The organism is Flavobacterium sp. S87F.05.LMB.W.Kidney.N (genome assembly GCF_004366435.1).
Taxonomy (GTDB): Bacteria; Bacteroidota; Bacteroidia; order Flavobacteriales; family Flavobacteriaceae; genus Flavobacterium.
In genome coordinates this window covers 245,837-269,780 of the sequence record NZ_SODX01000002.1, presented here as the reverse complement: position 1 = coordinate 269,780, position 23,944 = coordinate 245,837, and the positions used below count along the sequence as shown (strand labels likewise).

At 33.2% G+C, this 23,944-nt stretch carries 15 protein-coding genes; 4 read left to right on the top strand and 11 right to left on the bottom strand.

What is annotated here, in order from left to right; all coding sequences use genetic code 11:
* Nucleotide 1: 1 nt before the first annotated feature.
* The 9 genes from EDB96_RS21185 to EDB96_RS06965 form a co-directional block, all read right to left on the bottom strand.
* Nucleotides 2-1,384 carry a TlpA family protein disulfide reductase gene (locus tag EDB96_RS21185; protein ID WP_243839314.1) on the bottom strand — a complete coding sequence of 461 codons (1,383 nt, stop codon included), beginning with the start codon at nucleotides 1,382-1,384 and terminating at the stop codon, nucleotides 2-4.
* A gap of 29 nt (nucleotides 1,385-1,413) precedes the next feature.
* The gene (locus EDB96_RS07000) at nucleotides 1,414-2,886 is read right to left on the bottom strand and encodes a retropepsin-like aspartic protease (RefSeq protein ID WP_134139891.1); all 1,473 of its coding nucleotides are present in this window, start codon (nucleotides 2,884-2,886) and stop codon (nucleotides 1,414-1,416) included.
* Nucleotides 2,887-2,892: 6 nt separating this feature from the next.
* Nucleotides 2,893-3,762, bottom strand: a complete 870-nt coding sequence (locus EDB96_RS06995) for a thioredoxin family protein (protein ID WP_134139889.1) — start codon at nucleotides 3,760-3,762, stop codon at nucleotides 2,893-2,895.
* 69 nt (nucleotides 3,763-3,831) lie between these two features.
* Nucleotides 3,832-5,325: a PKD-like family lipoprotein gene (locus tag EDB96_RS06990; RefSeq protein ID WP_057116752.1), complete on the bottom strand. Its 1,494-nt coding sequence runs from the start codon at nucleotides 5,323-5,325 to the stop codon at nucleotides 3,832-3,834.
* Between the two features lie 33 nt (nucleotides 5,326-5,358).
* Nucleotides 5,359-6,132 carry a DUF4843 domain-containing protein gene (locus EDB96_RS06985; protein WP_057116753.1) on the bottom strand — a complete coding sequence of 258 codons (774 nt, stop codon included), beginning with the start codon at nucleotides 6,130-6,132 and terminating at the stop codon, nucleotides 5,359-5,361.
* Nucleotides 6,133-6,148: 16 nt separating this feature from the next.
* Nucleotides 6,149-7,594, bottom strand: a complete 1,446-nt coding sequence (locus EDB96_RS06980) for a RagB/SusD family nutrient uptake outer membrane protein (protein ID WP_134139887.1) — start codon at nucleotides 7,592-7,594, stop codon at nucleotides 6,149-6,151.
* Between the two features lie 10 nt (nucleotides 7,595-7,604).
* On the bottom strand, nucleotides 7,605-10,931 hold the full coding sequence (locus EDB96_RS06975; protein WP_166669276.1) for a SusC/RagA family TonB-linked outer membrane protein: 3,327 nt from the start codon (nucleotides 10,929-10,931) through the stop codon (nucleotides 7,605-7,607).
* A gap of 172 nt (nucleotides 10,932-11,103) precedes the next feature.
* Nucleotides 11,104-12,255 (bottom strand): FecR family protein, encoded by a 1,152-nt coding sequence (locus EDB96_RS06970; RefSeq protein ID WP_134139883.1) that lies wholly within the window; start codon nucleotides 12,253-12,255, stop codon nucleotides 11,104-11,106.
* A 154-nt stretch (nucleotides 12,256-12,409) separates the two neighbouring features.
* Nucleotides 12,410-13,060, bottom strand: a complete 651-nt coding sequence (locus tag EDB96_RS06965; RefSeq protein WP_134139882.1) for an RNA polymerase sigma factor — start codon at nucleotides 13,058-13,060, stop codon at nucleotides 12,410-12,412.
* A 467-nt stretch (nucleotides 13,061-13,527) separates the two neighbouring features.
* Here EDB96_RS06965 and EDB96_RS06960 point away from each other — a divergent pair, with 467 nt between their 5' ends.
* Complete coding sequence (locus EDB96_RS06960) at nucleotides 13,528-14,232, top strand: AAA family ATPase (RefSeq protein ID WP_134139880.1); 705 nt, start codon at nucleotides 13,528-13,530, stop codon at nucleotides 14,230-14,232.
* Nucleotides 14,233-14,577: 345 nt separating this feature from the next.
* Here the strand turns inward: EDB96_RS06960 and EDB96_RS06955 are convergent, their stop codons facing one another.
* Nucleotides 14,578-16,023: a glycosyltransferase gene (locus EDB96_RS06955; protein ID WP_057116759.1), complete on the bottom strand. Its 1,446-nt coding sequence runs from the start codon at nucleotides 16,021-16,023 to the stop codon at nucleotides 14,578-14,580.
* 532 nt (nucleotides 16,024-16,555) lie between these two features.
* Between EDB96_RS06955 and EDB96_RS06950 the strand changes: the two genes are divergently transcribed.
* Together EDB96_RS06950 and EDB96_RS06945 are read left to right on the top strand one after the other, a co-directional pair.
* Complete coding sequence (locus EDB96_RS06950; protein ID WP_057116760.1) at nucleotides 16,556-17,002, top strand: response regulator; 447 nt, start codon at nucleotides 16,556-16,558, stop codon at nucleotides 17,000-17,002.
* Nucleotides 17,003-17,015: 13 nt separating this feature from the next.
* Entirely contained in the window at nucleotides 17,016-21,425 is a 4,410-nt protein-coding gene (locus EDB96_RS06945; RefSeq protein ID WP_134139878.1) for a PAS domain S-box protein, read from the top strand.
* A gap of 81 nt (nucleotides 21,426-21,506) precedes the next feature.
* Here the strand turns inward: EDB96_RS06945 and EDB96_RS06940 are convergent, their stop codons facing one another.
* Entirely contained in the window at nucleotides 21,507-21,923 is a 417-nt protein-coding gene (locus EDB96_RS06940) for a lipocalin family protein (RefSeq protein WP_057116761.1), read from the bottom strand.
* Between the two features lie 591 nt (nucleotides 21,924-22,514).
* Here EDB96_RS06940 and EDB96_RS06930 point away from each other — a divergent pair.
* The gene (locus EDB96_RS06930) at nucleotides 22,515-23,867 is read left to right on the top strand and encodes a GH1 family beta-glucosidase (protein WP_134139874.1); all 1,353 of its coding nucleotides are present in this window, start codon (nucleotides 22,515-22,517) and stop codon (nucleotides 23,865-23,867) included.
* Nucleotides 23,868-23,944: the final 77 nt, after the last annotated feature.

Below are 23,944 nucleotides of genomic sequence, written 5' to 3'. Positions count from 1 at the left end.
ATTAACTTTTCAATAATTTGTCAAGCTGTTCTCTTAGTTCAGGATTTGAAGGACGAAACGCATCTGCATTGATAATGTTTCCTTTTGGATCAAACAATAAGAATCTCGGAATGGCATTTACCTCGTAATTTTTAGCCACATCTGAACCAAAATCTTTATCTGCCATTAACTGAATTCCTTTTAATTGTTCTTTAATAACGTAATCTTTCCATTTTTGTGCATCTTTTGGTTTATCTAATGAAAGGCTTACAAAAACAATATTTTTTCCGTGATAATCTTCTTCGATTTTTTTCATGTGAGGAATCTCGGCCTTACATGGTCCGCACCAAGTTGCCCATAAATCGATGTAAACAAATTTACCTTTAAAATCTGAAAACGAAACCGGTTTATCATTAATGTCTTTATACGTAAAATCTAATCCTTTTTGACCTACGCTTTTATGCAATACTTTTTCGTATTCTACTAAAAATGTTTTACTTGCATCAGAAATCATAAAAGGTTTTATACTTGGTGCAATTTTTTCATATTCTTCAATTTTCATTCTTGATGTTGCAACTGCATCACGAAGATAAACATCTTTTAAAACTGGATCTGTAATGTGAGTAATTGCTTCTGCTAAATCCAGACGTTTTGGCCCGCCACCAGAATTCATTGTTACATAAAAGAAATAATGTGACATTAATGAAACGCCATTTTGCAATTTTAATAAATCTGGATCTGTAAACTTTTTATTGGTCTGCCAAGTTTTGATTACCGCAGGACGATCATCTTTATCTGGAAATGCACTTCTAGGCATTCTGAAAAAAGTATACGTCAATTCTTCAACATCTGTTGCAACGGCTAATTTTAATAACTTATTAAAGCTAGCATCTTTCGTTTTTATTGAATTCGAAAATTCTTCTGCTTTAGCCACACCTTTATCTATGAAAGGATAAAACTCCACATAAGTTACATTTCCTCCAAGTCTAGCGAAAGGCGCAAATTCGTTATAAATTTCATTGGCTTTTTGAACCAAGGCATTTTGTCCGATATTTTTTCCGCTTAAAACGTAACTTTCTTTATTGATAACAAGATTGATATCCAATTTAGGTTCTAAATACAAACGAATTAATTGGTTTCTGCTTTTAAATTGTCCGTAATCGACATAATAAAAGCCAGCAGCTGAAACTGGTGTCATAAAGCCAAACTCCCCCAGCGAATTAACTTTTGCGGTAGCTGCAACGACTGGCTTTCCTTCTTCGACATTGTAAAGTGTAACTTCTTTTACTTTACTATCTGGAATCGAAATCGTTCCTTTAATTACTGCATATTCAGATAGGTTTGCAGCAAAACTCATTTGAACCGTAATGAAGGTTAAAATGAAATAAAAAATGTGTTTTTTCATAATAGTATATTTGTTTTTTGTTTGATAGATTAAATTGAAATTCGCATCGATTGATCGTCTTGTTCTATAATAATATCTTTGCTTTCTTTAGTTTCTTTCAGCTTTTTAAGATTTTCTGGTTTTGCTAAATCTTTGGCCTCGAAATCGTTTATCTGAGTAACTTTTGCTCCAACTTTTACTTTCTTTAAATCTTCATTTTGCTGATCTAAAACTCTTTTTACCAAAAGATGCTGCTTTTCATCAAAATCTAAATCGAGTCCGCTCAAATAAAAAGAAGGTGTTTTATTGAAATTTTTATTGGGTTCTAAATACACGGTTTTGTGTAATAAATCGATTGTAAAATTGAAACGTTTTATTAAATCAATTCCCAAAGACCCATCGGCGAAAGCCCAGTTTTTATTGGCTTCGTCATACTCTTGAAGTGCCACGGTTACATTTGAAAAATTGTTTCCGTTAATAGAAATATTCGGAATGGCGCCGCCAACAATTTTAGTTTGTTTTCCTAAACTGTAATTGACAGATGTGTACTCGGTTTTTAAACTTGCTTCGAGATTATTTTTATGATTAAAAGGTCCGTAAGCAATAAGATCATAACCTGCTCCAGTATCAAAAGTGAAACTGCCTTCTACTGTTTTTTTATCTTCAAAAGTCAGATTCATTTTTACTACCGGAAGTCCCGATTTATAATCAAAAACCAACGGCTTTGCTTTTCCCCAATAATTAAAATTTCCGAAGTTGTACAAATCAATTGTCATGGTATCAAAATTGACAGAAGTGATATAATTTCGAAGCAAATTGGCACCAAATAAGCCGTCATAAACGCCGTGCTTTGGAAAAATTACCAATCCTTGATTTTTTAGAACCTGATCGCCAATATAAATCGTATTATCCGCAGAATATTTCACTTCCTGACTTCCGCCAACTACAGAAGCCGATTTGGTTTTCGTCAGAACAACTCCCGCTTTGTACGCGCTGTCGGGATTTAAAGCCATTCCGTCGGCGCCTGTATCAAAAAGCATTAAAAACTCGCGATCTGCTTTATTTAGTTTTATTTTAATTGCAATTCCGTTTTCGACAATTTGAAACGGAATACTTGCCAGTTTTTTGACTTCTGCATTTCGATCTACTCGATATAAGCCATCGAAAAAAGTAACATAAACCATTTTATTCTCTGAATTGAAAACAATCTCAGACGGCTTCTTTTCTTTTCCTGTAAAGAAAAAATTAACCGCTGTTTTGGTTTGGTTCTTCTCCACTTTTGATTTTCCAACTTGTATTGAATCTAAGTTTGGATATGCTTTAAAAATAGTATTGAAATAAAATTCATTCGAAGATGAATCTCCAGAACCCACAGTAAATTCTGGCGCTATTAGGTTTTTAATTGCACTGTAATCTTTATCCTTAAAGGCTTTTTCGAAAGTTTCAATAGATTTCTGAATGCTGTTTTGAGCATAAATGGAGCATCCAAAAATCAGGGTTGAAAACAAGAATATATTTTTCATTTCGATTTACTTTTGTACAGAATACGGATTCACAACCACTTTTTCTACTCCAAAATCTTTCAGTAAAATACCCGAGTATTTGGCAAATTCTTCTGGCGTGTATAGTTCTTTAGCATCATTTACTAATTCTTTAAAACCTTTCAAATCTTTCTTTTTTTCAAATTCTTTTTTCTTGCGCTGTAAAATTGTAAATACATGACTGTTAACACTCCATTTTCCGTAATCACTCGCTAATTTTTTACTCGTCAAAAGAAATGGATCATCATATTGTTTACCCACTCTTAATCCGGTAATAATCACAAAAGAAACCTCTTCAGAAGCATCTTTGGATTTTAAATACGTATCGATAACCTCAAACGGAACATTTCTTTTTCCATCTAAATAAGCTTGTTTGTAAAAATCAGGATAATCTTTTTCCTGGATTTCTGGACTATACTTTTTGAAGATTCCTTTTTTAGCTGCTTCTTTTGCATTTTGAAGCAAGGCTGTAAATTGCTCAACGTTTTGAAATCCGCCTGCAATATCAATTACTTTTCCATCTGCATTCATAAATAAAAATGTTGGAAAACCAGTTACGCCGTATTTCATGCATAATTTTTTACCAATTTCTTCTTTTAAAATATCAGACTTGAAAGTGACGAAATCGGCATTTAAAACAGTAGCAACTTTTGGATCTGGAAATACTTCTTTGTCCATTTGTGCACACGGCGCACAGCCCGTAAAATACAAATCGACAAAGATTAATTTCTTCTCCGTTTGCGCTTGTTTTTTGGCCTGCGCCCAGCTTTCTTCGGTAGATTGAGCCTGTGCTTTTAAGGCAATAGATGGACAGGCAAGCAGCAAAACTGCGCTTGCGATTCTAATAAATCGTTTCATAAAGTGTGATTGTTAAGAACCGAATGAAGAATGAATTTCATGCTTCATCCGGTTTTTTTTAGTTTAAAATTATCTTCGGCGGTATGCAACATCGACGATTTTGCATAAGCCTTCATATTTGTCAGTTAATACTAAATCGCCGTTTACCGGAGGAACTGTATAAAGCTCTAATGTGCCTGAAGTTCCATAACTGCCCACAATTAATTTTTTGTCAGCATTTTTTGCTAGAGAATTAAAAGCGATATAAGTTATTTCTTCAGCACCTTTATTAATCATCAATTTAGCCGATTGTGTTCCGTTGTCATATTCATACACTTTACCACCAACTGCATAAAATAAATACCCTGAATCTGGGCTTACAGCAAATTTTGTTGCTTTGTCAAATTCTGGCGCATTCAAAATTTCTTTGTAATAACTTTGAATCAAACCTCGAGAAAAACGCAGTAAATAGTATTTTCCTGTTGATCGATTTTTTAGAACAGCAAAATTTTCATAACCATTAAATCCAGAAGTAGTCATGTAGATTAAATCGGAGTTCGTATTATTCCAATCTAAAGTTGATGCAGTTCCAGTGACAGGTGGCATCGCCGAACAATTTCCTTTTGAATAATTAAAACGAACAAAACTGCTAGTCTCATTATTAAAGAAAACCGGCGCTGCACTTGAGCCATTATTAGAAGCTATAAAAGGCGCTGCATAAAAAGTTTTTGTAGCTGTCTCTAATATGTTTTGAGGCAAACCGTATTTTATATTAAAAGCGCGGTAATAATAATATATATCGCCTTTGCTGTAAATAAAATTTTCGCCTCCGGCACCAGGAGTTTCCATAAAATCAACCCCAAAATTGGTAGGAAATGAACCTCCCAAAGTTTCATAAGCCAAATTTTGTGATTGAGTCCACGCAAAAGAATCTGGATCAAGTCTTGCGGTACCATTTTCTGTAGTAGTTACATAAATCCCATAAGCCGAAGTAGTAGAAACGGCGCTTCCAAAACAAGAAACCTCTACAGCTTTGCCAGTTAATTTTAAAGCAGAACCTGAAGCATCTAAAACATCTGTAATAATTCTTGGTTGTGCAACACCTGGCACAATTGAAACCATATCGAGACGTGCTTTATCGTTTACATTTCCTATCACCATCCAGCCTTCATAAATAGCCGAAACTACATTTAGCTTAAAAGGTTCTTGCTGCCAAGTAACGCCTGTAACTTTATCTTTTACAAAATAGTAGATATTATAACTTCCTGGTGCTAACTTTATGACTCCATCCAAATTTTTGGTAGTTGCAAGCAATGTTCGTGATTCTAATAAAAGTTTAGCAGGATTTAGCGCTACCCATTCGTAGCTGTAACGATCTGTACTGTTGACGTCAATTAAAGTTTCATTCAAATCAGGCGTAATTTTAAAATTATCACCCGTATAAACCGTATACGCTTCTTCAATACCAGTCGCGTGTATTTCATTTATTGCACTATAATTGTAATTTCCTTCATCCTCAGCACAGCTATAAGTTAAAACCAGCAACAGCGACAAAAGAAATTGAATCTTTATATTTTTTAACATAATGTTCTATTTTTAAAATTTACTAAATGATTTTTAAGGAAAGACCATTTCTTTCCCATCCTCTTCATAAACAGTATTGCCAGATGCTTTTTGGTCAGCCAGATAACGTTTCATAAAAGCTTGATAATACATAATATCAGAAATAGCAAGTCCTACTGAACCTAATTTCTGATTGAACATTGCTGGCTCTAAATGAATCAAGTCGCACATCAAGAAGAATTTCTTTGCCGAAAAAACACCTAAATATGGTGCATACCATCCGATAGGCTGCGTTAATTTATCATCAAAAGAAAGTTTGAAAGTAATAAAGCTGATTTTTTTATTCGTCAGATTATTTATTACTTTACTTTTCATATTCGTATTAAACGATTCGTTTTCCTCTAAATTTAAAATCAGCAAAAAACCATTTTTCTTCATGTCTGCAGTTCTGAAAACAGTTACTGGCAGATCATTCACTACCGTTCCTGCAGGAATTACAAAATTTTCAGGAATTTTAAAATGAGTTCCTGATACGGCAGTACTTTTGGGATCTATGGTAATTTTTACTTTTCGGTCCACATCACTGCTTTTTCCTTGCACTCGAACTGGAATATTATAAATTCTACCAGCAATTTCAGCCTTGTCTAAAGCGAAAGTAATCCCTGTGCTATCTGTTACTGTTATAGTTGCACCGTCAGAAATTCCATAAACAGAAGGTGCAAAATAAATGCTGTCACTTCCACTATATGTTTCTATTCCTTCCTGATCGCATGAAGCAAGTCCTAAAAATGATAAAAACAATATGCTTAAAATCAATATTTTTTTCATGATACTTTGTTTAAAATTATTGGAAATTAACTTCAATGTCTGGCAATGGCACAACATATTGAAGTGCTCCCATAGTTATGTTTCCAGAAGCTGCTGAGCCATTAGGAACTGTAGCACTATTTATTCTTTTATAGTAAAAGAATAGCTGTCCCTCGCCAATAAATTCTTTTTTATACTCTTTTGTAACTTCTGTAGTAACATTTGCCGTTGCAGCCAAATTTGTCAAACCGCGATTAAAACGAAGTGTATTTAAAAAAGCAATTCCGTCGGCTGGTACTGGTGCGGTTTCTGCAGCTATCAAGTACATTTCTGAAAGTCTTATCATAGGAATCTGCAGACGAAATAGCTTTGTTTTTGTCTCTACATCTTCATATTTGTAAAAAGTTTTTTGCGTTTTTCCACCAACAGCAGGAACTTTCCAGCTTGGCAGGCTTCTGTAATCATTATCATTTGATTCAAAAACAGCTGTTAATCTGCTCAATAAAGGCGAATAAATAGCTTCATTGGATAGATTATAATCAAATAAAGCTTTTTGTTTTGTATATAATCTGTAATCACTTAAAGCGAAAAAGTTTTCAGAAGAAAAAATTCGATCTGGATTTGAAGCATTTGTGGCTTCTAAAAATGGAGTCCATGGAAAAAACGTCGTCGATTTAGTAAAGTTAATTACTTCATTTGCTACTGCAGAAGCCCCCGTTTTGTCTCCAGAATATAATAATACACGTGCTTTAAGACATTTTACAGCCAAATAATTCATTCGTAAACCTCTATTTGCAGAATAATACGGATTAGCATCAAAATCAGTAGTAGCATTATATTTTCCTGAAGTCAAAATTGGATCTTTTTTTAATAATTCTAAGGCTTTATCCAAATCAGCCAGAATCTTAGCCACAACATCTTTTGCAGAAATCAAAGGCTGATTTGCAGTAACGGCAGTGTCATAATAAGGTATTGCAGGAAGCGAAGGATCAACTTTATAGATTGGTCCATATAAACGAAGAAGATCAAAATGAAGCATTGCTCTAATCCCGATTGTTTCTCCTTTTAAAAGATCGGCTTTTTCCTTTGAAACAATTCCTGCATGTTCATCCATGCTTTCTAAAAATTTATTTGCATACAAAATAGTTTTATATCCTGTTTCCCAGATATTAGAGAACACTGCTTTAGGATGACTTTCTGTATAAGAATATGATGCTATTTTACTTTTAGAAGTATTGTTTGTCATATTATATTGTTGCCCTAAAATTTCTACGGCATCCATTGTCAGCTGTCTTCCGTAAAGGTCATCAGATACCAGACTTAAATAAAGTCCGTTATGCACATTCTGCATTCCAGCTTCATTTTCAAATATTTGATTTTCTAAAATTTTATCCTGAGGCGTTACATCCAAGAAATCACTGCAGCCTGTCGCTAACAATGCAATCAAGATGATTAATGCTATTTTATTAAAATACTGTTTCATAATTTCTGTATTAAAATGATACGTTTATGCTTAAAGAATAAATTCTTGAAAAAGGATATTCAATTCCTCGCTCAGCTTTTATAGTCGAAACTCTAAAAAACTCATTTGCATAAGCATTGAATGCTAAACCAGCTAATCCTGATTTATTAAGCCAAGCTTTGTTGGTTACGCGATATCCTAAACGAAGCGATTCTCCTGATATATAATCTGCTTTTTGAATAAATCGAGACGAAATCGGTGTTTCGTTTGTTAAGCTGATAGCCTTAAATTGTGCGATTTGTCCTGGAGTTGTCCATCGGTCTGTAAACGCTCTGGCATCTTGATTATCAAAAATATTACTTGAGCTGATATTTTCGACTTTGTCATATAAAGCAGTGTTGAATTGATCTGCTCCAAAACTGTAACGGATGAATACTCCTAAACTGAAGCTTTGGTAATTAACACTTGTAGAAAAAACACCTGTTGCAATTTCTCTTGAATTACCCATGATTCTTTCATCATTTTTATCTAAAATAAATGTAGTTTCTCCATTTTTCTTCAAGAAAACTTCTCTTCCTGTAGCAGGATCAATTCCTAATGAAGGCACTGCCCAAAGATCATTTGTGCTGGCTCCATCATAAAATCTTGTCAGACTGGTTGTTTTTTTGGCCGCATCATTTAATGAAGCCAAAGCATTATTAAAGCCTCCTAATTCATTTTCATTTGTAGTCGCGGTTAATCCTACTCCCCAATAAAAATCAGATTTAGCATTATTAATAATAGTATAATTGGCTTTAAGCTCTAAACCTTGAGTAGTGATATAACCAATATTTAAAGGATAAGCGGTAACTCCAGTTGAAGCCGCAAGATCGATTTCAACAATTTGTGGAGAAGTTCTACGTCTGTAAGCTCCCAAAGTTGCCGTCAATCTGTTTCTAAACATTGCCAAGTCTAATCCTAAAGACAAATCTTTTGTTTTTTGTGGCTCTAAATTGATGTTTGCCAATTGCGAAACGTTTAATCCGGCGCCAAAAATATTAGTATTAGGATCATAAGTATAAATATCATGTGAAGCAAAACCAACAAGATTTTGATTTCCTGTCTGACCAAAATTTGCACGAAGTTTTAAGATATTCACGACATCCACATTCATGTTAAATTCATAGTTCATATTCCATCCAATACCGATACCATAGTAAGGTGAATATTTTTTATTTGTTCCAAAATTGGTTGCTCCGGAAATTGTCTGAGTTAAATCAAGCAAATATTTTCTATTGTAAGCATAATTCAGCTGATTGGTTAAATCAACGCTTCGCACCATTTCATTGTAATTTCCAGGTTTTGAATCTTTCTCAAATCCAAAAGCAAAGCTAGGATTGCCTTCAACTCCTAATGGGAATCCTCTTAAAATAGAACTATAAGATCCATATCTTGTTTCTAAAGCCGAAGCTCGCAACGTGTACGTAACAGAGTGAACATTATTAAAAACATTTGAATATGTCCCTCCAATATTTCCATTCCATTTATTAGTCAGATAATCTTTTCTCTCATAACTTCCTTTTTCTGTTGGAATATCTGAAATGAATTGCGTGTTATCTGGCGAAACGAATTTTGTAGATGTAGTCTGCAATCTAGAAACCGATAGTGCTGCAGTTGTTTTTATATGAGGATTAATGTCATAATTAATAGCAAAGTTGTTTGTGAAATTAAAATCTACACTCTTGTCAAAGCTGTTTAAACGAACATTATATAAAGGATTCTCTGCCTGATTTACATAATCGTTTACAATTGGATTTCCCACAGGAATATTAGTTCCATCTAAATAACGTGTTGGAACTCCATTTTCATTATATTTTTCATAATACGGACTTGCTTTTGCCCAAGTAGCAAATGAGCCATAAGGAGATTCCTGATTATTACCTCCTGAAATAAAGAAGTTATTATTGAAACTTACTTTTTTCTTTTTATAAATCAAGTTGGCATTGTATCCCCAAGTATTATGCTCAGAGCCTTTCATTGTTCCTGATAAAGATTTGTAATTTCCGGCAAGATTGAATCTAAATTCGTCTGATCCTCCGCCAATTGACAAACTGTGTCCCGAAGTAATTCCCATTTGAATAGGCTCATTCAGCCAGTAAGTATCAACACCACGACGCACATTTGCCAGACGCTGGTTATAAATTTCATCCCACTTAAATTGTGTAGCATAGTCGCCAAGACGCTTTATTACATAAGCGCCAGAAAGTCTTTCGAATTCTAATTTCTGCTCCGCATTCATTAAATTATAAACACTTAAATCTGCCAATTCATAAGATGAATTATAGACATAAGAAATTTGTAATTTTCCAGGAATTGGTTTATTGGTCTCGATAACAACAACTCCGTTTGCAGACCGTGAACCATATAATGCCGTAGAAGCAGCATCTTTAAGAAGCGTAATATTGGCAATTCTATTAATATCTAAATCAACAACTTGCTGTAATGTAGTCGGGAATCCGTCTAAGATAAACAAAGGTTGATTTGGATCTTCTTTAAAACGATCATTTACTTGATTTACAGATAAACTGGTCTGTCCTCTCACTTCGATTACTGGCAAAACATTTGGGTTTGAACCTGCAATGTTATTGTTTAAAACCATAAACGAAGGATCTAACGTTTTTAAGGCCTGAACAACGTTTTGAGTCGAAACTTGTCGTAATTCCTCACCTTTATAAGTAGAGACTGCTCCTGTAATTAATTCTTTTTTACGAACCGTAACCCCTGTATTTACGACAACACCTTCTAATTGTTTGGTCTCTTCGGTAAGCGAAACATTGATTACCTTTCTGTTATTTACGGCAACAATCTCGGCTCTGTGTCCAATATAAGTAAATAATAAGATTCCATCATTTGGCGCTGTAATTTTAAATTTCCCGTCAAAATCTGTTTGGGCAGCTGCATTTGTACCTTTAACTTTTACGTTAACCCCTGGCAGCGGTTCTTTTTTCTGATTGGTTACAACACCAGAAATTTCTATATTTTTAGACTGCTGTACTACAACTCTTTCTGGACGAACCTCTTTTACAACAATCGTATTTCCATTTGTAAAACTAAAGTCAAAATCTTTACTTGTAAAAGTCGCTTTTAAAAGATCATTTACCCTAATTTTTCCCTTTTTTAATTGTACTCTCGGTAATTTTTTAAATAAATCTTCCTGATAAATAAAAGTATAATTTGTTTGCTGCTTGATAATGTCAAAAACTTCGTCAACAGACACCATTTTATCAGCGGCAATTACAACTTTTGTGTTTTGTGAAAATAGATTTACGGGAGAAAAACCAAAAATTGTAGTACAAAACAAGAAGATAAAAGTTCTCATAATGTTAATAATTAGCCTCTTTCTCAAATAGAAATAGGCACTGGTTAATTTAAATTTCATAAATTTACATGTTAATTGGTTGGTTGGTTGTTAAAACTGATTAATTGATTAATACACAGAAAGGGATGAAGTGCAGTACGGTGAGAGGTCTAAACTTTAATCCCTTTTCTTTTTATTTTATAATAATCTTATTGTCTTTTTTCTCATAGGCATTAATAAAATTGATGTTTTTGATGGTCGTTAATATGTCTTCTAATTTTTGATTTTTATTTAAAACTCCATTAAATTTTACGTTTCCAAGAGCTGGATCAGCAAACACAATATCAGCATCGTACCATCTAGAAAGTACTCTTGCAATATCTTTTAGAGGCATTCCTTTAAACACAAATAATCCTTTTCTCCACGAAATTTCGTTGTAAACATCCACATCCGAAACGGCAATATTTCCGTTATAATCAGTTATTCTAGATTGTTCGTTTGGCGCTAAAATTTGTTTTTTACTAGCATTACTTACCGCAACTATCCCTTTTACCAATGTGGTATAAATAGTAGTTTCGTCTTTGTAGGCTTTAATATTAAATTCTGTTCCAATTACCTCTACATTTTGACTTTGAGTTTTTACTTTAAATCTTGAACCTTTGTGTTTGGTGCTTGGCGAAACTTCAAAATAGGCTTCTCCATAAACCAACTCTACTTGTCTGGTTTCGCCATCGATAAATGCAACTGGATATTTTAGCTGAGATTCAGAGTTAAGCCAGACTTTAGTACTGTCGGCTAATTGAACAAAAAATTGTCCGCCTCTCGGAATCGTTAAGTAATTGTTTGCAATTGCGGCAGGTTTAGCATCTTTTGAATTGTAAATCAATTTTTCTCCGTTACTAGAAGCATTCCCCTGCGTATACGATTTTCCTTTTTCTAAAGCAATTACAGAACCGTCTTCTAATGTCAGAGTAGCTTTATCGCTGCCAATTAGAATTTCTTTGTGGGCAACTGCCGGTGTTTCTATTTTAAGCGGATTTGTTTTACTAATGAATAATGAAATCGAAATCAACAATAATAGTGATGCTGCCATCGCCATTAGTTTAAAAGTCGTTTTAGTATAAAAAGGCTGAAGAGGAATAATTTTATTTTCTTCAGATTGAAGTGCATTTTGAAGACGCGTTCTCATTTTGAGTTCCATTTCTTCTTTAGAACCCAATGCATCGTCCCAATCTTGTGCGGTTTGAAAACTCTCGTAATAATTCAATAATTTATTATTCTCCTCGAGAGTGGTATCACCGGAAAGATATCTATTTAGCAGCACTAAAAAATCCTCTTTTTTCATTTTTTTTATATTAATTCTGGGAGTTATTAAGTAAGTATCCAAAAAGACACATACCCCCTAGTCCAAATCGTATTTTTTTTGATTTTTTTTGAAAGACAACTAAAAAAGAAGAAAAACCACGCATCAACAATCTAATCACTGCATTATTTTTTTGCTAAAAGATATTTTTTGAAAGCCATAAAATCATCGCCATACTCATACTCTCGCCCATAGAAGATCTTATAGTATGCAGGGCTTTTGTAATATGGTTTTCGACGGTTTTTGTAGAAATATTAAGTCGTTCGGCAATTTCTTTATGACTCAGTTGTTCTTCACGGCTTAATTTATAAACCGCCTGACATTTTTCGGGAAGCGATTCGATAATTAAATTGAGCTGCTGAACCAATTCGTCGTGCATTAACTGCGTTTCGGGAGTAGTTGTTAGAAATCGTTTTTCAACATCATCAAAAAGTTCGACATGTATTTTGTCTTTATTTTTTCTTAAATGATTAAAAACCTGATATCTGGCGCACGCGTACATGTAGCCTTTTAAAGAAATATGAATTTCAATTTTTTCTCGATTGTGCCAGATATTCATGAAAATATCCTGAATAATATCTTCGCACAATTCTTTGTCTTTGATGACATTATAAGCAGACATAAAAAGCGCCTGCCAAAATTTATTATACAATTCTGTCAAAGCCGATTCATCGCCGTCACGAAGACGATCAATTAAAATTTGATCTTGATTTAAGGTAAGAGTCGACAAATGAATGATGGTTTTTGAAATTGAATAATTCGCAACAAACATAATAAATTTAGCCAATAATCCTAATTTGTTCTCGACAACACAATTTTATATTTGCTATAATTCTTAATTTTAAAAACAACTAAACGTTAAAAAATGTTTAATCTAAAACACAAAATACATTCTTTTTTTCAACTTAAATGAATTCTTCAATTAAAATAAAATGGATTTTACAAAATATTAAATTCAAACCATTATTAAGTTAAAATTGTATTTTTATTAAATTTCAAAAAAATGCCGTAGCCAATTTCTTTAAATCTAAAATTGAAATTTTTTATCTTATTTTTTCAATTGAACTCTGCTTAAGCTTTAGAAATAAAAAAAATCTGCTGCAGAAGAATCCACAGCAGATTTTTTATCTGTTCAAATTTTAGAAAAGAATTAAAACGTAATGATTTTATTTATTTCAAAGGATTTTCTTTAACATCCTTATTCGTTAGAACAAAACAGAATAAACCTTAATTTTGCAGCAAAATAAACAGCAGATGAACCTGAATGATCTTACCGTAATCGATACCGAAAAAATTGCTTTAGATGATTTATTCTTTAGTAATGAAAACAAATCTGCACTGCTTCAGATTATTAAAGAGCATCAATATCTTGAGGAATTAAAGAAATACAATCTTAAAGTTGACAATAAAATTTTATTGCATGGAAGTTCAGGCTGCGGTAAAACTACGACGGCAAAAGCAATTGCATATACTTTAAACAAAAAGATTATAATTGTCAACCTCAGCACTATAATCGACTCTCGAATTGGTGAAACTTCTAAAAACTTAAAGGCAATTTTTGATAAAGCGATTCGCGAAAGAGCTGTTTTATTTTTAGATGAATTTGACCAAATTGGTAAAAGTCGCGACAGCGACGATAAAGATGTCGGCGAAATGAGACGATTGGTGAATACTATAATTCAGCTTTTTGATTATTTCCCTTCTGATAGTTTACTGATTTGTGCCACGAATCATTACGAAATAATCGACAGCGCTTTATTAAGAAGATTTCAGCTTCGTTTGAAATATGAAATGCCATCTGAAAACCAGCTGAATATTTATTACGATAAAATTTTAGACACTTTTCCAGAGCATTTTCAGAATATAGAAAGACGTTATGCTATTTCCTATGCTGAAGCTTTAGATTACATTAATACTGCGATGAAAAAGCAGATTATTGCTGCTTTAGAATCAAAATAAAAACAAATAAAAATTCTCAAATTTTATTTGTTGCGAGGAACATTTCATCGGCAGCAAATTCTAAATTGGAATTATTTTTTAAAGTTCCATAGAAACGTTTGATTTTAATATCCTTTTTAATCATCAGACGTAACAAACGTTCCTACGGAACGTATTTTTAATGACTGCTATATTTTTTCTACCAATGAAACGTTCCGAAGGAACGTATGCCACCATAACAAATTTTAATTTATATACAGACATTCAGAATGAATTGGCATATAATTAAAAAACCCGCTGTAAAAATACAGCGGGCTCTTTCACTTGGGTGGAGTTTTTATAGTGATATAAATAGTGTACGAAATATTACAATCCTCTTGTTAACCATCCTCTTTTGCTAGCAGTTGCTATTGCATAAGGCGCAATCCAGAACAAACTGAAAGTGTAAAAAAGGCTGTATGAATATGCCCAGAAAGATTCTGCAAGCGTATATCTTTTTGCATAAAATAGCATTGTGAAACTAGAGAAAATCAAAATTGCCATTAAGGTCGAGCTTAAAAATAATACTGGGTGTACCGCAATAAAGAAGAACATAAATAATAGGAACGGATATGTCATTAAAATTTTGAAAGACTGATTTAAAAAGAAAAGTCTTGCTCCAAATTTTGATTCTTTTCTAAAATCTTTAAAAGCATATTTAGCCATCATCAAATTTTCACGAACATTGCTTCTGCTCCATCTGATAAACATTTTGTACAATCCTTTATAGTCTTCTGGAACATTAGTCAACACAACTGCATTTCTTTGAAACAATACATGAAAACCTTGTTTCAAGATCATATTTGTCATAGCACGATCTTCTCCAATATCTGAAGGCTGTCCCATAAAAGTTTGGTTGATCCATTCTGGCAGACAATTAAATACTGCATCTCTTCTATAGGCTGCTAAAGCTCCAGGAGTACATAATACTGCACCTGCTTCACTTTCTGCAGAACGTTGAAATTCAAAACTCATTACGAAGCTTACATTCAGCATTTTTGGTAAAATAGCTTTTTTATTATTCAAAACCTGAACGTTTCCAGCAACAGCACCGCACTTTTTATTTACTACAAACGGACTTACTAAGTTTCTTAAAGTATCTTTTTTAACGATAGAATCACTATCTACTGTTACAAAAATTTCACCTGTTCCTAATTTAAATCCTCTGTATAAAGCATGGCGTTTACCTGCATTTTTAGGTTGTTGGAAAATAGTTACACGATCTCCTAATTTTGCTTTTGCTTCCTGCATCCAATACCAAGTATCATCTTTACTTCCATCGTCAATTGCTAAAAGCTGTAATTTTTCTGCTGGATAATCGCTTTCTGCAAGACTCATTAAAGTATCCCAAACTAATTTTCCTTCATTATAAGCTGGAACGATAATCGTACAAGTTGGCAATAAATCGTCTGATACAGATGGAATTGCTTTATATCTTAAATACAAATAAGAACTGTACAAGAAAACTCCTGTTTGGTATAAGAATAAAATGGTAGTTATGATTAAAAATGGCAGTCCCCAAGTTGAAGCAATTCTTTCAAAGTGGAATTGTTCAAAATCGTCTTGTAATTGAACTACCAAATACACACCTGCAATCATTAATAAAAATGTTGCAATAAGAACTGCTAATCCAAAAGGACTTGTTGGCCTTTCTACGTGTATTTTTTGTGATTTTTCTTTAGTTCCAAAAAAAGAACTGTTTAATGCTTTTTCGCTGATAACCGAACTGCTGTTCGAGTAAAATTGTTCTGAGATAATTGTTTCGCTTTCCATGCTTATACTCCTGTTTGATTTCTTTAATATGGCTTTTAGTAAAATCTTTTCTTCTCCTTTTATTTGTTTCTCGTATGGAGAGAAATAATAAAAAACAAACGCATCAAAGATTTTGACATAAACACAATTTGCAAGCGTCGTGCCAATAAGGTTTAAAACTGATGTAGAGGCTTTTAGCGAAATCAGGCCAAAAAAGAGTGTATAATTATTTTACACTTTGTGCATATAGTATACAGAAAAACGGAAAATTTCAGAGTTTAAAGTCAGATTTAAAAAGGGTCTTGAAGAGTATTATTGCTCCCTTTTAACAGGATTTCTTTTTAGGATTAATTAAGAAATCAAAACTCAAAATAATGTAGAGTGAAAAACATCTAACAATAATTAATAACGTAAAATTTAAAATAAAATTGCAGGAGCTATTTTTTTTCTCTTTTCAAAAAACATTCTTCACAAAAAAACAGGAATTCTTACTTAAAAAAGTTAAATTTAGCCAAATAAAAAATTAATAATAAATTTTAGGAGACTAAAAGCAATGAATATAAAGCATTACAATCTTTTATTAGCTGATGATGATGAAGATGACTGCGATTTTTTTAAGGAAGCCCTCGATGAGATTCCCATTGAGACCGCTCTTTCCACAGTTAATGACGGTGTGCAGCTGATGGATTATTTAAAAACTAACGCTTTAAACCTTCCAGATGTTCTTTTTCTTGATTTGAATATGCCTCGAAAAAACGGTTTGGAATGTTTAGCAGAAATAAAAGGAGACGAAAAACTGAAAGATCTGCCCATAATAATTTTCTCAACCTCCTTGGATACTGAAATTGTAAACAACTTATATAAAAAAGGAGCATCATTTTATATTAGGAAACCAGGTGATTTTTCTAAATTAAAAAAAGTTATCGAAAACGCACTGACGAACGCATCAGAGAACAATTTTAAACAGCCCGAAAGAGCAAATTTTATATTGCAACCCTAAATCTTCTTTGGAAATGAACCGAAAAAAAAAGGAACATTATTTTCTGTCCGAAGGAGGAGAAATGGGCAGTTTGATACGTTCTAAGGATTGGAGCAAAACGCCTTTGGGCGATCCTGAAAAATGGCCGCAAAGTTTAAAAACTATGACGGCAATGATGCTTAATAATCCTTTTGGGATGTACATTGCTTGGGGAAAAAATTATACTCAATTATATAATGATGCTTTTCTGCCAATTTTGGGCGCAACCAAACATCCAGAAGCATTAGGTGGAAGTCCTCAAGTAACTTTTGCCGAAATCTGGGATATTACCGGTCCTATGTTCGCCGATGTAATGAAAGGAAAAGCAGTAAGCTATCCCGATTTTAAAGTATTTCTATCTAGAAATGGGTATACAGAAGAATGCTTCTTTGATTTTTCATACAGTCCAATAAAAATAGAAGACGGATCTATTGGCGGTATTTTAGTTACCGTAGTCGAAACTACAGACAAGAAAATTGTTGCAGATGCTTTACAGCAAAGCAATGCTCGATTTGTAAACAATATTATGCAGGCTCCAATTGCAATGTGCATTTTTAGAGGCGATAATTATGTGGTTGAAATTGCCAATGAGCAAATGATCGAACTCTGGGGAGCAAATGCAGAAAAAATAATCAATCGACCTATTTTTGAAACTTTTCCTGAATTTAAAGAGCAAGGTCTCGATGAAATTCTTCAAAACGTTTATCAAAACGGAAAAAAAATCACGACTAATGAACGTTCTGTTCAATTAAATAGAAATGGTCAAACCGAAAACACTTATATCAATTTTGTATATGAAGCGCTTAGGGAAAGTGACGGCACTATTTCTGGTGTTGTGGCAATTGCTACCGAAGTAACGGCTCAGGTTTTGGCTCGTTCAAAAGTCGAAGAAAGTGAACAAAAGATAAGACAATTGGTCGAAAATGCTCCTTTTCCTATTGCAGTATATGTTGGTAAGGAAATGCGCATTGAACTTGCCAATGAATCAATTATAAAAATTTGGGGAAAAGGTAACGACGTAATCGGTAAAACGTACAAAGAAATTCTTCCGGAGCTGCATAATCAATCTGTATTTGAACAAGTCGCAATGGTTTATGAAACCGGACAATCTTTCCATTCTAAAAATACACGAATCGATATTGTAATAGATAATGTATTGCAGCCATTCTACTTCAATTATAGTTTTACACCACTGTACGATACAAATGGTAAAATTTATGCGGTAATGAATACTGCTGCAGAATTGACAGATTTGTATTTGGCCAAACAAATAATTGAAGAAAACGAACAAAATTTAAGCAGCATGGTGCATCAAGCACCAATTGGCATTTGTTTACTTGATGCTGATACTTTGATAAGCGAAATTGTAAATGACAGTTTTGTAGAAGTCGCTGGAAAAACTTACGATGAAATTGCTGGAAAATATTACTGGGATGCTTTTGCAGAAGTTAAACCTTTTTATGAAAAAGAACTGCAGAAAGTAATTATAGAAGGAATTCCTTTTCATGCCAATGAAGTGGAAATGGTATTAATCAGGCATGGCAAAAAAGAAAAAATATACGTAACTTTTGTTTACTCTCCACTAAAAAACATAGAAGGCAAAGTAACTAAAATCGCAATTTGGGTTCTAGACAACACAGCGCAAGTCACTGCCAGACAAGAAATTGAAGAAGCAGATAAACGCTTTAGAAACACCGTTAAACAAGCTCCTGTAGGAATTACAATTTTACGCGGACCTCAGCATGTGGTAGAAATGGCGAATGAGTCTTATCTAAAATTGGTTGCACGCGAAGAAAGTACTTTTGTGGGCAGACCTCTGTTTGATTCGTTACCTGAAGTAAAAGATACTGTTGGCTCTCTTTTAGATAATGTTTTTACTACTGGAATTCCTTATTATGGAAACGAAATGCCTATTCCATTAAACCGATATGGAAAACAAGAAATTTGCTATTTTGATTTTCTTTATCATCCGCTAAGAGAAGAAAATGGAGAAATTACGGGTATTATCGTAACCGTAACTGAAGTTAGTGAAAAAGTAGAAACCCGTAAAAAAATTGAACATAACGAAGATCGGCTTAAAATTGTTGTTGAAGCCAGTGAACTTGGAACTTGGGAATTAAATGTCAAAACTAGAGTTCCTGCTTATTCTCAACGTTATCTTGAAGTTATTGGTGGTTACAAAGAAGATGTTTCTTTAACGCATGAAGAATTATTGGCACATCTTCATCCAGATGATATGCATATTCGAAACAAAGCATTTAAAGATGCTTTAACTAATGGTTTGCTGCATTATGAAGCTCGCGTAATCTGGATCGATCAATCGATACATTGGGTTGAGGGAAAAGGCAAACTTTTTTATGATGAAAATAATGAACCCGAAAAACTAATTGGAACGGTTAGAGATATAACGGAAGAGAAAAAATACCAGCAGAAAATTGAAGATAGCGAAAAAAAATTACGCAATCTTATTATGCAGTCTCCAGTTCCTAAAGCCATTTTAAGAGGAAATAATTTTGTAATCGAAATGGCCAATTTTGCTCTTCTAAATAATATTTGGAAAAAAGGAGAAGCTGATGTTCAGGGAAAAAATATTTTAGAATTATTTCCAGAACTTAAAGAACAGAAATACGCCGAATTACTAAAGAAAGTTTACGAATCTGGAGAAACTTATTCTGAATATGAATCGCTGCTTTTTATTAATGATCTAAATTCTGTTAATCAGTTTTATGTTGATTTTGAATTTGCACCGCTCCGCGAAAGCGATAATTCTATTTCTGGAATTAGAATGACACTTATTGATGTTACAGAAAAAGTAGAAGCCCGAAAAAAAATCGAAGAAAGCGAGAAAAGATTCCGTTCTCTAACCGAAAGTATTCCGCAGCTAATATGGGAAACAGATGCAGAAGGTAATTCTTTGTTTACTTCTGGAAGATGGCAGGAATATACTGGTATTCACCCAGATCTCGACGACTCGTGGCAGTCTATGGTACATCCAGATGATTTTGAAGAAAATATCAAAATCTGGAAACATTCGCTTGCAACAGGAGAATTATATCGATGCGATGTTAGAATGCGAAGAAAAGATGGAAGTTATAGATGGCATACAGCTATTGGAGAACCAATTTACGATTTAGATAATAAAATTATAAAATGGGTGGGAGCCTTTACAGATATTCATACTGAAAAAGCATTTACACATGAACTTGAGCAGCAAGTTACGGCTAGAACAAGAGAATTAATTCAGATCAACGAATCGCTTCAAAAAAGTGAAGAACGTTATCATTTAATGGTTGAAGAAGTTCAGGAATATTCTATTTTATATTTAAATCCAGAAGGAATTGTTGAAAATTGGAATGTTGGGGCTGAAAAGATAAAAGGTTACAAAGCAGAAGAAATTGTTGGTAAATATTTTGCCATTTTTTATACCAAAGAAGATCAAGAAAATCACCTTCCAGAAAAACTTTTACAAATCGCGAGAGAAAAAGGAAAAGCAATTCATGAAGGCTGGCGTGCACGAAAAAATGGAAATTTATTTTGGGCAAGCGTTGTGATCACAGCGGTTCATAATAAACAAGGTGAGGTTATTGGTTTTTCGAAAGTGACGCATGATTTAACAGAGAAAAAAAGAGCTGATGATACATTAAAAATGAATGCTTTGGAATTGGAGCAAAAAAACAATGAACTGGAAGAAATGAATAAAGAACTTCAGTCATTTGCATATATTTCAAGTCATGATTTACAGGAACCGCTTCGTAAAATCCAGACTTTTGCTTCTCAGATTATGGAAAAAGAATCTGAAAATTTATCTGAAAGTGGAAAAGATAAATTTAGAAGAATGCAAAATGCTGCGCAGCGAATGCAGACTTTAATTAATGATTTACTAGCTTATTCTAGAACTAATGTTCAAGAACGTGTATTTGAAAAAACAGAACTTTCTAAGATAATCAACGAAGTAAAAGAGGATTTAAAAGAAGAATTGGAACAAAAAAGTGCCATTATCGAAATGGGACAAACATCAGAAGTTGATATTATTCCGTTTCAATTCAAACAATTGTTGTACAATTTGATAAGTAATTCATTAAAGTTTTCAAATCCAGAAATTCCAACTGTCATTAAAATTAACAGCGAAATTAAAACTGGAAAAGAATTTAAAAATGAGAAACTCATTCCAGCTAAAAACTATTGCCATATTAAAGTGTCAGACAACGGAATTGGTTTTGACTCTCAATACAATAAAAAAATATTTGAAGTTTTCCAGCGACTACATGGCCGAGACCATTATAACGGAACTGGAATTGGCTTAGCAATTGTGAAGAAAATCGTAGAAAACCATAACGGATTTATCTCAGCTTCTGGCATACAAAACGAAGGAGCTTCTTTCGATATTTATATTCCGGTAAGCTAAAACTTTTAATTTCAATTCATAAAAAAAACGGAAATAACTTTAAAAGTTATTTCCGTTTTTATTTTTTTAAAAGAAAACTAATTATCTAGTATAAACAGTAATTACACCAGTTGCTTTATCTTTTAATTTAAGTTCTTTGTTTGTAAGGTTCATAATATCACTAGTTGTAGTAATACCACCAATAGTAACAGTTAAATCATTATGAGATCTTACATAAGTTCCTGTAGTTTCTACCAATGCACAATTACTTCCATTATAATCACCATACACTGCTGCATTACTTAATCTTAAATCTAAATAATCTCTGTTGCATCCTGGTGCGTTTGCTGCGGCATCAACCAATACTTCTTCAGTACCAACAAGTGTACCTGTTTTGCTTAAGTTGTATTTTCCTTGTAATGGAACAATTGTTTCTCCTTCGTTATCATCGCTGCTGCAAGACGTTGCAAACATTCCTAAGCCTAAAGCCATTGCAAATAATATGTTTCTACTTTTCATGTTGATTTGTTTTTTTTATTGAATTAATTTAATAATGCTAAATTACAGGGATACACTTACAAAAAATTCTATGATTTCAACAAAATCTTACATAAATCGCATTTTAACGAAATTTTATTTTTTTACATACTTTGATATAATATACTTTGTAACAGGCTTTAAAGGACGATTATTCTCTGGATGCCTTCCATGACCATTAAAAAAGTCGACTCCATTTTCAGTTTTTGCATACCAAATTATTGCATCTCCGTTTTTGCAAAAAAATATCATTTCAATGAAAATTGTCGAGGTTTAAGTTCCTGCAGTCATGGAATGGTCAAAAAAACGCTTAAACAGGCACAAGGTCTTGGATTGACAATTTGTGGATGGGAAAATTAATCTATCTTCCCATTTTTTTTATTTAATTATTTGATAATAATCACTTTACAATAAATTCACATTAGTTTTATTAATTTGATATAAAACTAATCGTTATGAAATTCTTTAACCTAAAATTCCTGGTATCATTCAAAGAATGGCTTTTTTTAAGAGCTATGCAATCTTCTTTCCTTCATTAATAAATCATTTAAAAATAAAGGAAAGTACCATTGAATGAATAAAGTTGAAAACTCATTTTTGAACAAAAACCAATTTGGTGAAGATTTCTTGTGGGGTGTTTCTACCGCCGCTTTCCAAATTGAAGGAGCACATGATTCTGACGGAAAAGGTTCTTCTATCTGGGACGTTTTTACTTCTCAAAAAGGGAAAATAAAAAACGGACATCATGCCCTAACCGCCTGCGATTTTTATAACTCTTATCAAGATGATATTAATCTGATTAAGGAATTAAATATTCCGAATTTTAGGTTTTCGATCAGCTGGCCGAGAATTATGCCAACTGGAATTCATCCTGTAAATCAAGCTGGAATAGATTACTACAATAAAATTATCGATTCGTTACTTGCATCTGGAATCGAACCGTGGATTACACTTTACCACTGGGATTTACCGCACGCTCTCGAAGTAAAAGGAGGCTGGACAAACCGCGAATCGGTTTCTTGGTTTTCAGAATATGTTGAAGTGTGCGCACAATATTTTGGCGATCGTGTAAAAAACTGGATGGTAATTAACGAGCCTTCGGTTTTTACTGGAGCGGGTTATTTTTTAGGAATTCACGCACCAGGAAAAAAAGGAATTACAAATTATCTAAAAGCGATGCATCACGTTACTTTGGCAACGGCTGCAGGAGCGAAGACCTTACGAAATAGAGTTCCTGATGCGAACATCGGAACTACATTTTCATGCACCCATATTGAACCTGCAACGGAAAGTTCTAAAGATATCGAAGCCGCAAAACGTGTCGATACTTTACTAAACAGAACTTTTATAGAACCTATCTTAGGATTAGGATATCCGCAGAAAGATCTTCCTGTGCTAAAAAAACTCAACAATTATATTCTTGAAGACGATTTAAACAATCTCGATTTCGATTTTGATTTCATCGGACTGCAATGCTATACCCGAGAAGTCGTAAAATCAGCCATGCTGATTCCGTATATTGGTGCCGAATTGGTCAGCGCCGAGAAAAGAAATGTGATTTCGACCGAAATGGGCTGGGAAGTTTATCCGCCTGCATTGTATCATGTTTTGAAGAAATTTAGCGAGTACGAAGGAATTAGAAAAATTATTATTACTGAAAACGGTGCCGCTTTTCCAGATACAGTTACAAACGGAAAAGTATTTGATATCAAACGAACACATTACATTCAAGATCATTTAGAACAGATTTTAAAAGCTAAAAGTGAAGGTTTGAATGTTGAAGGTTACTTTGTGTGGAGTTTAACGGATAACTTTGAATGGGCTGAAGGTTACAATGCCAGATTCGGATTAATTCACGTTGATTTCGAAACACAAAAACGGACTATTAAAAACTCAGGTTTATGGTTTAAAGATTTTTTATCTTAACCCCTAATCTTAAAAAACACAAAAGCCTTTCGCAATTAAACTGTGAAAGGCTTTTTTTGATTTAAATATGATCGAAT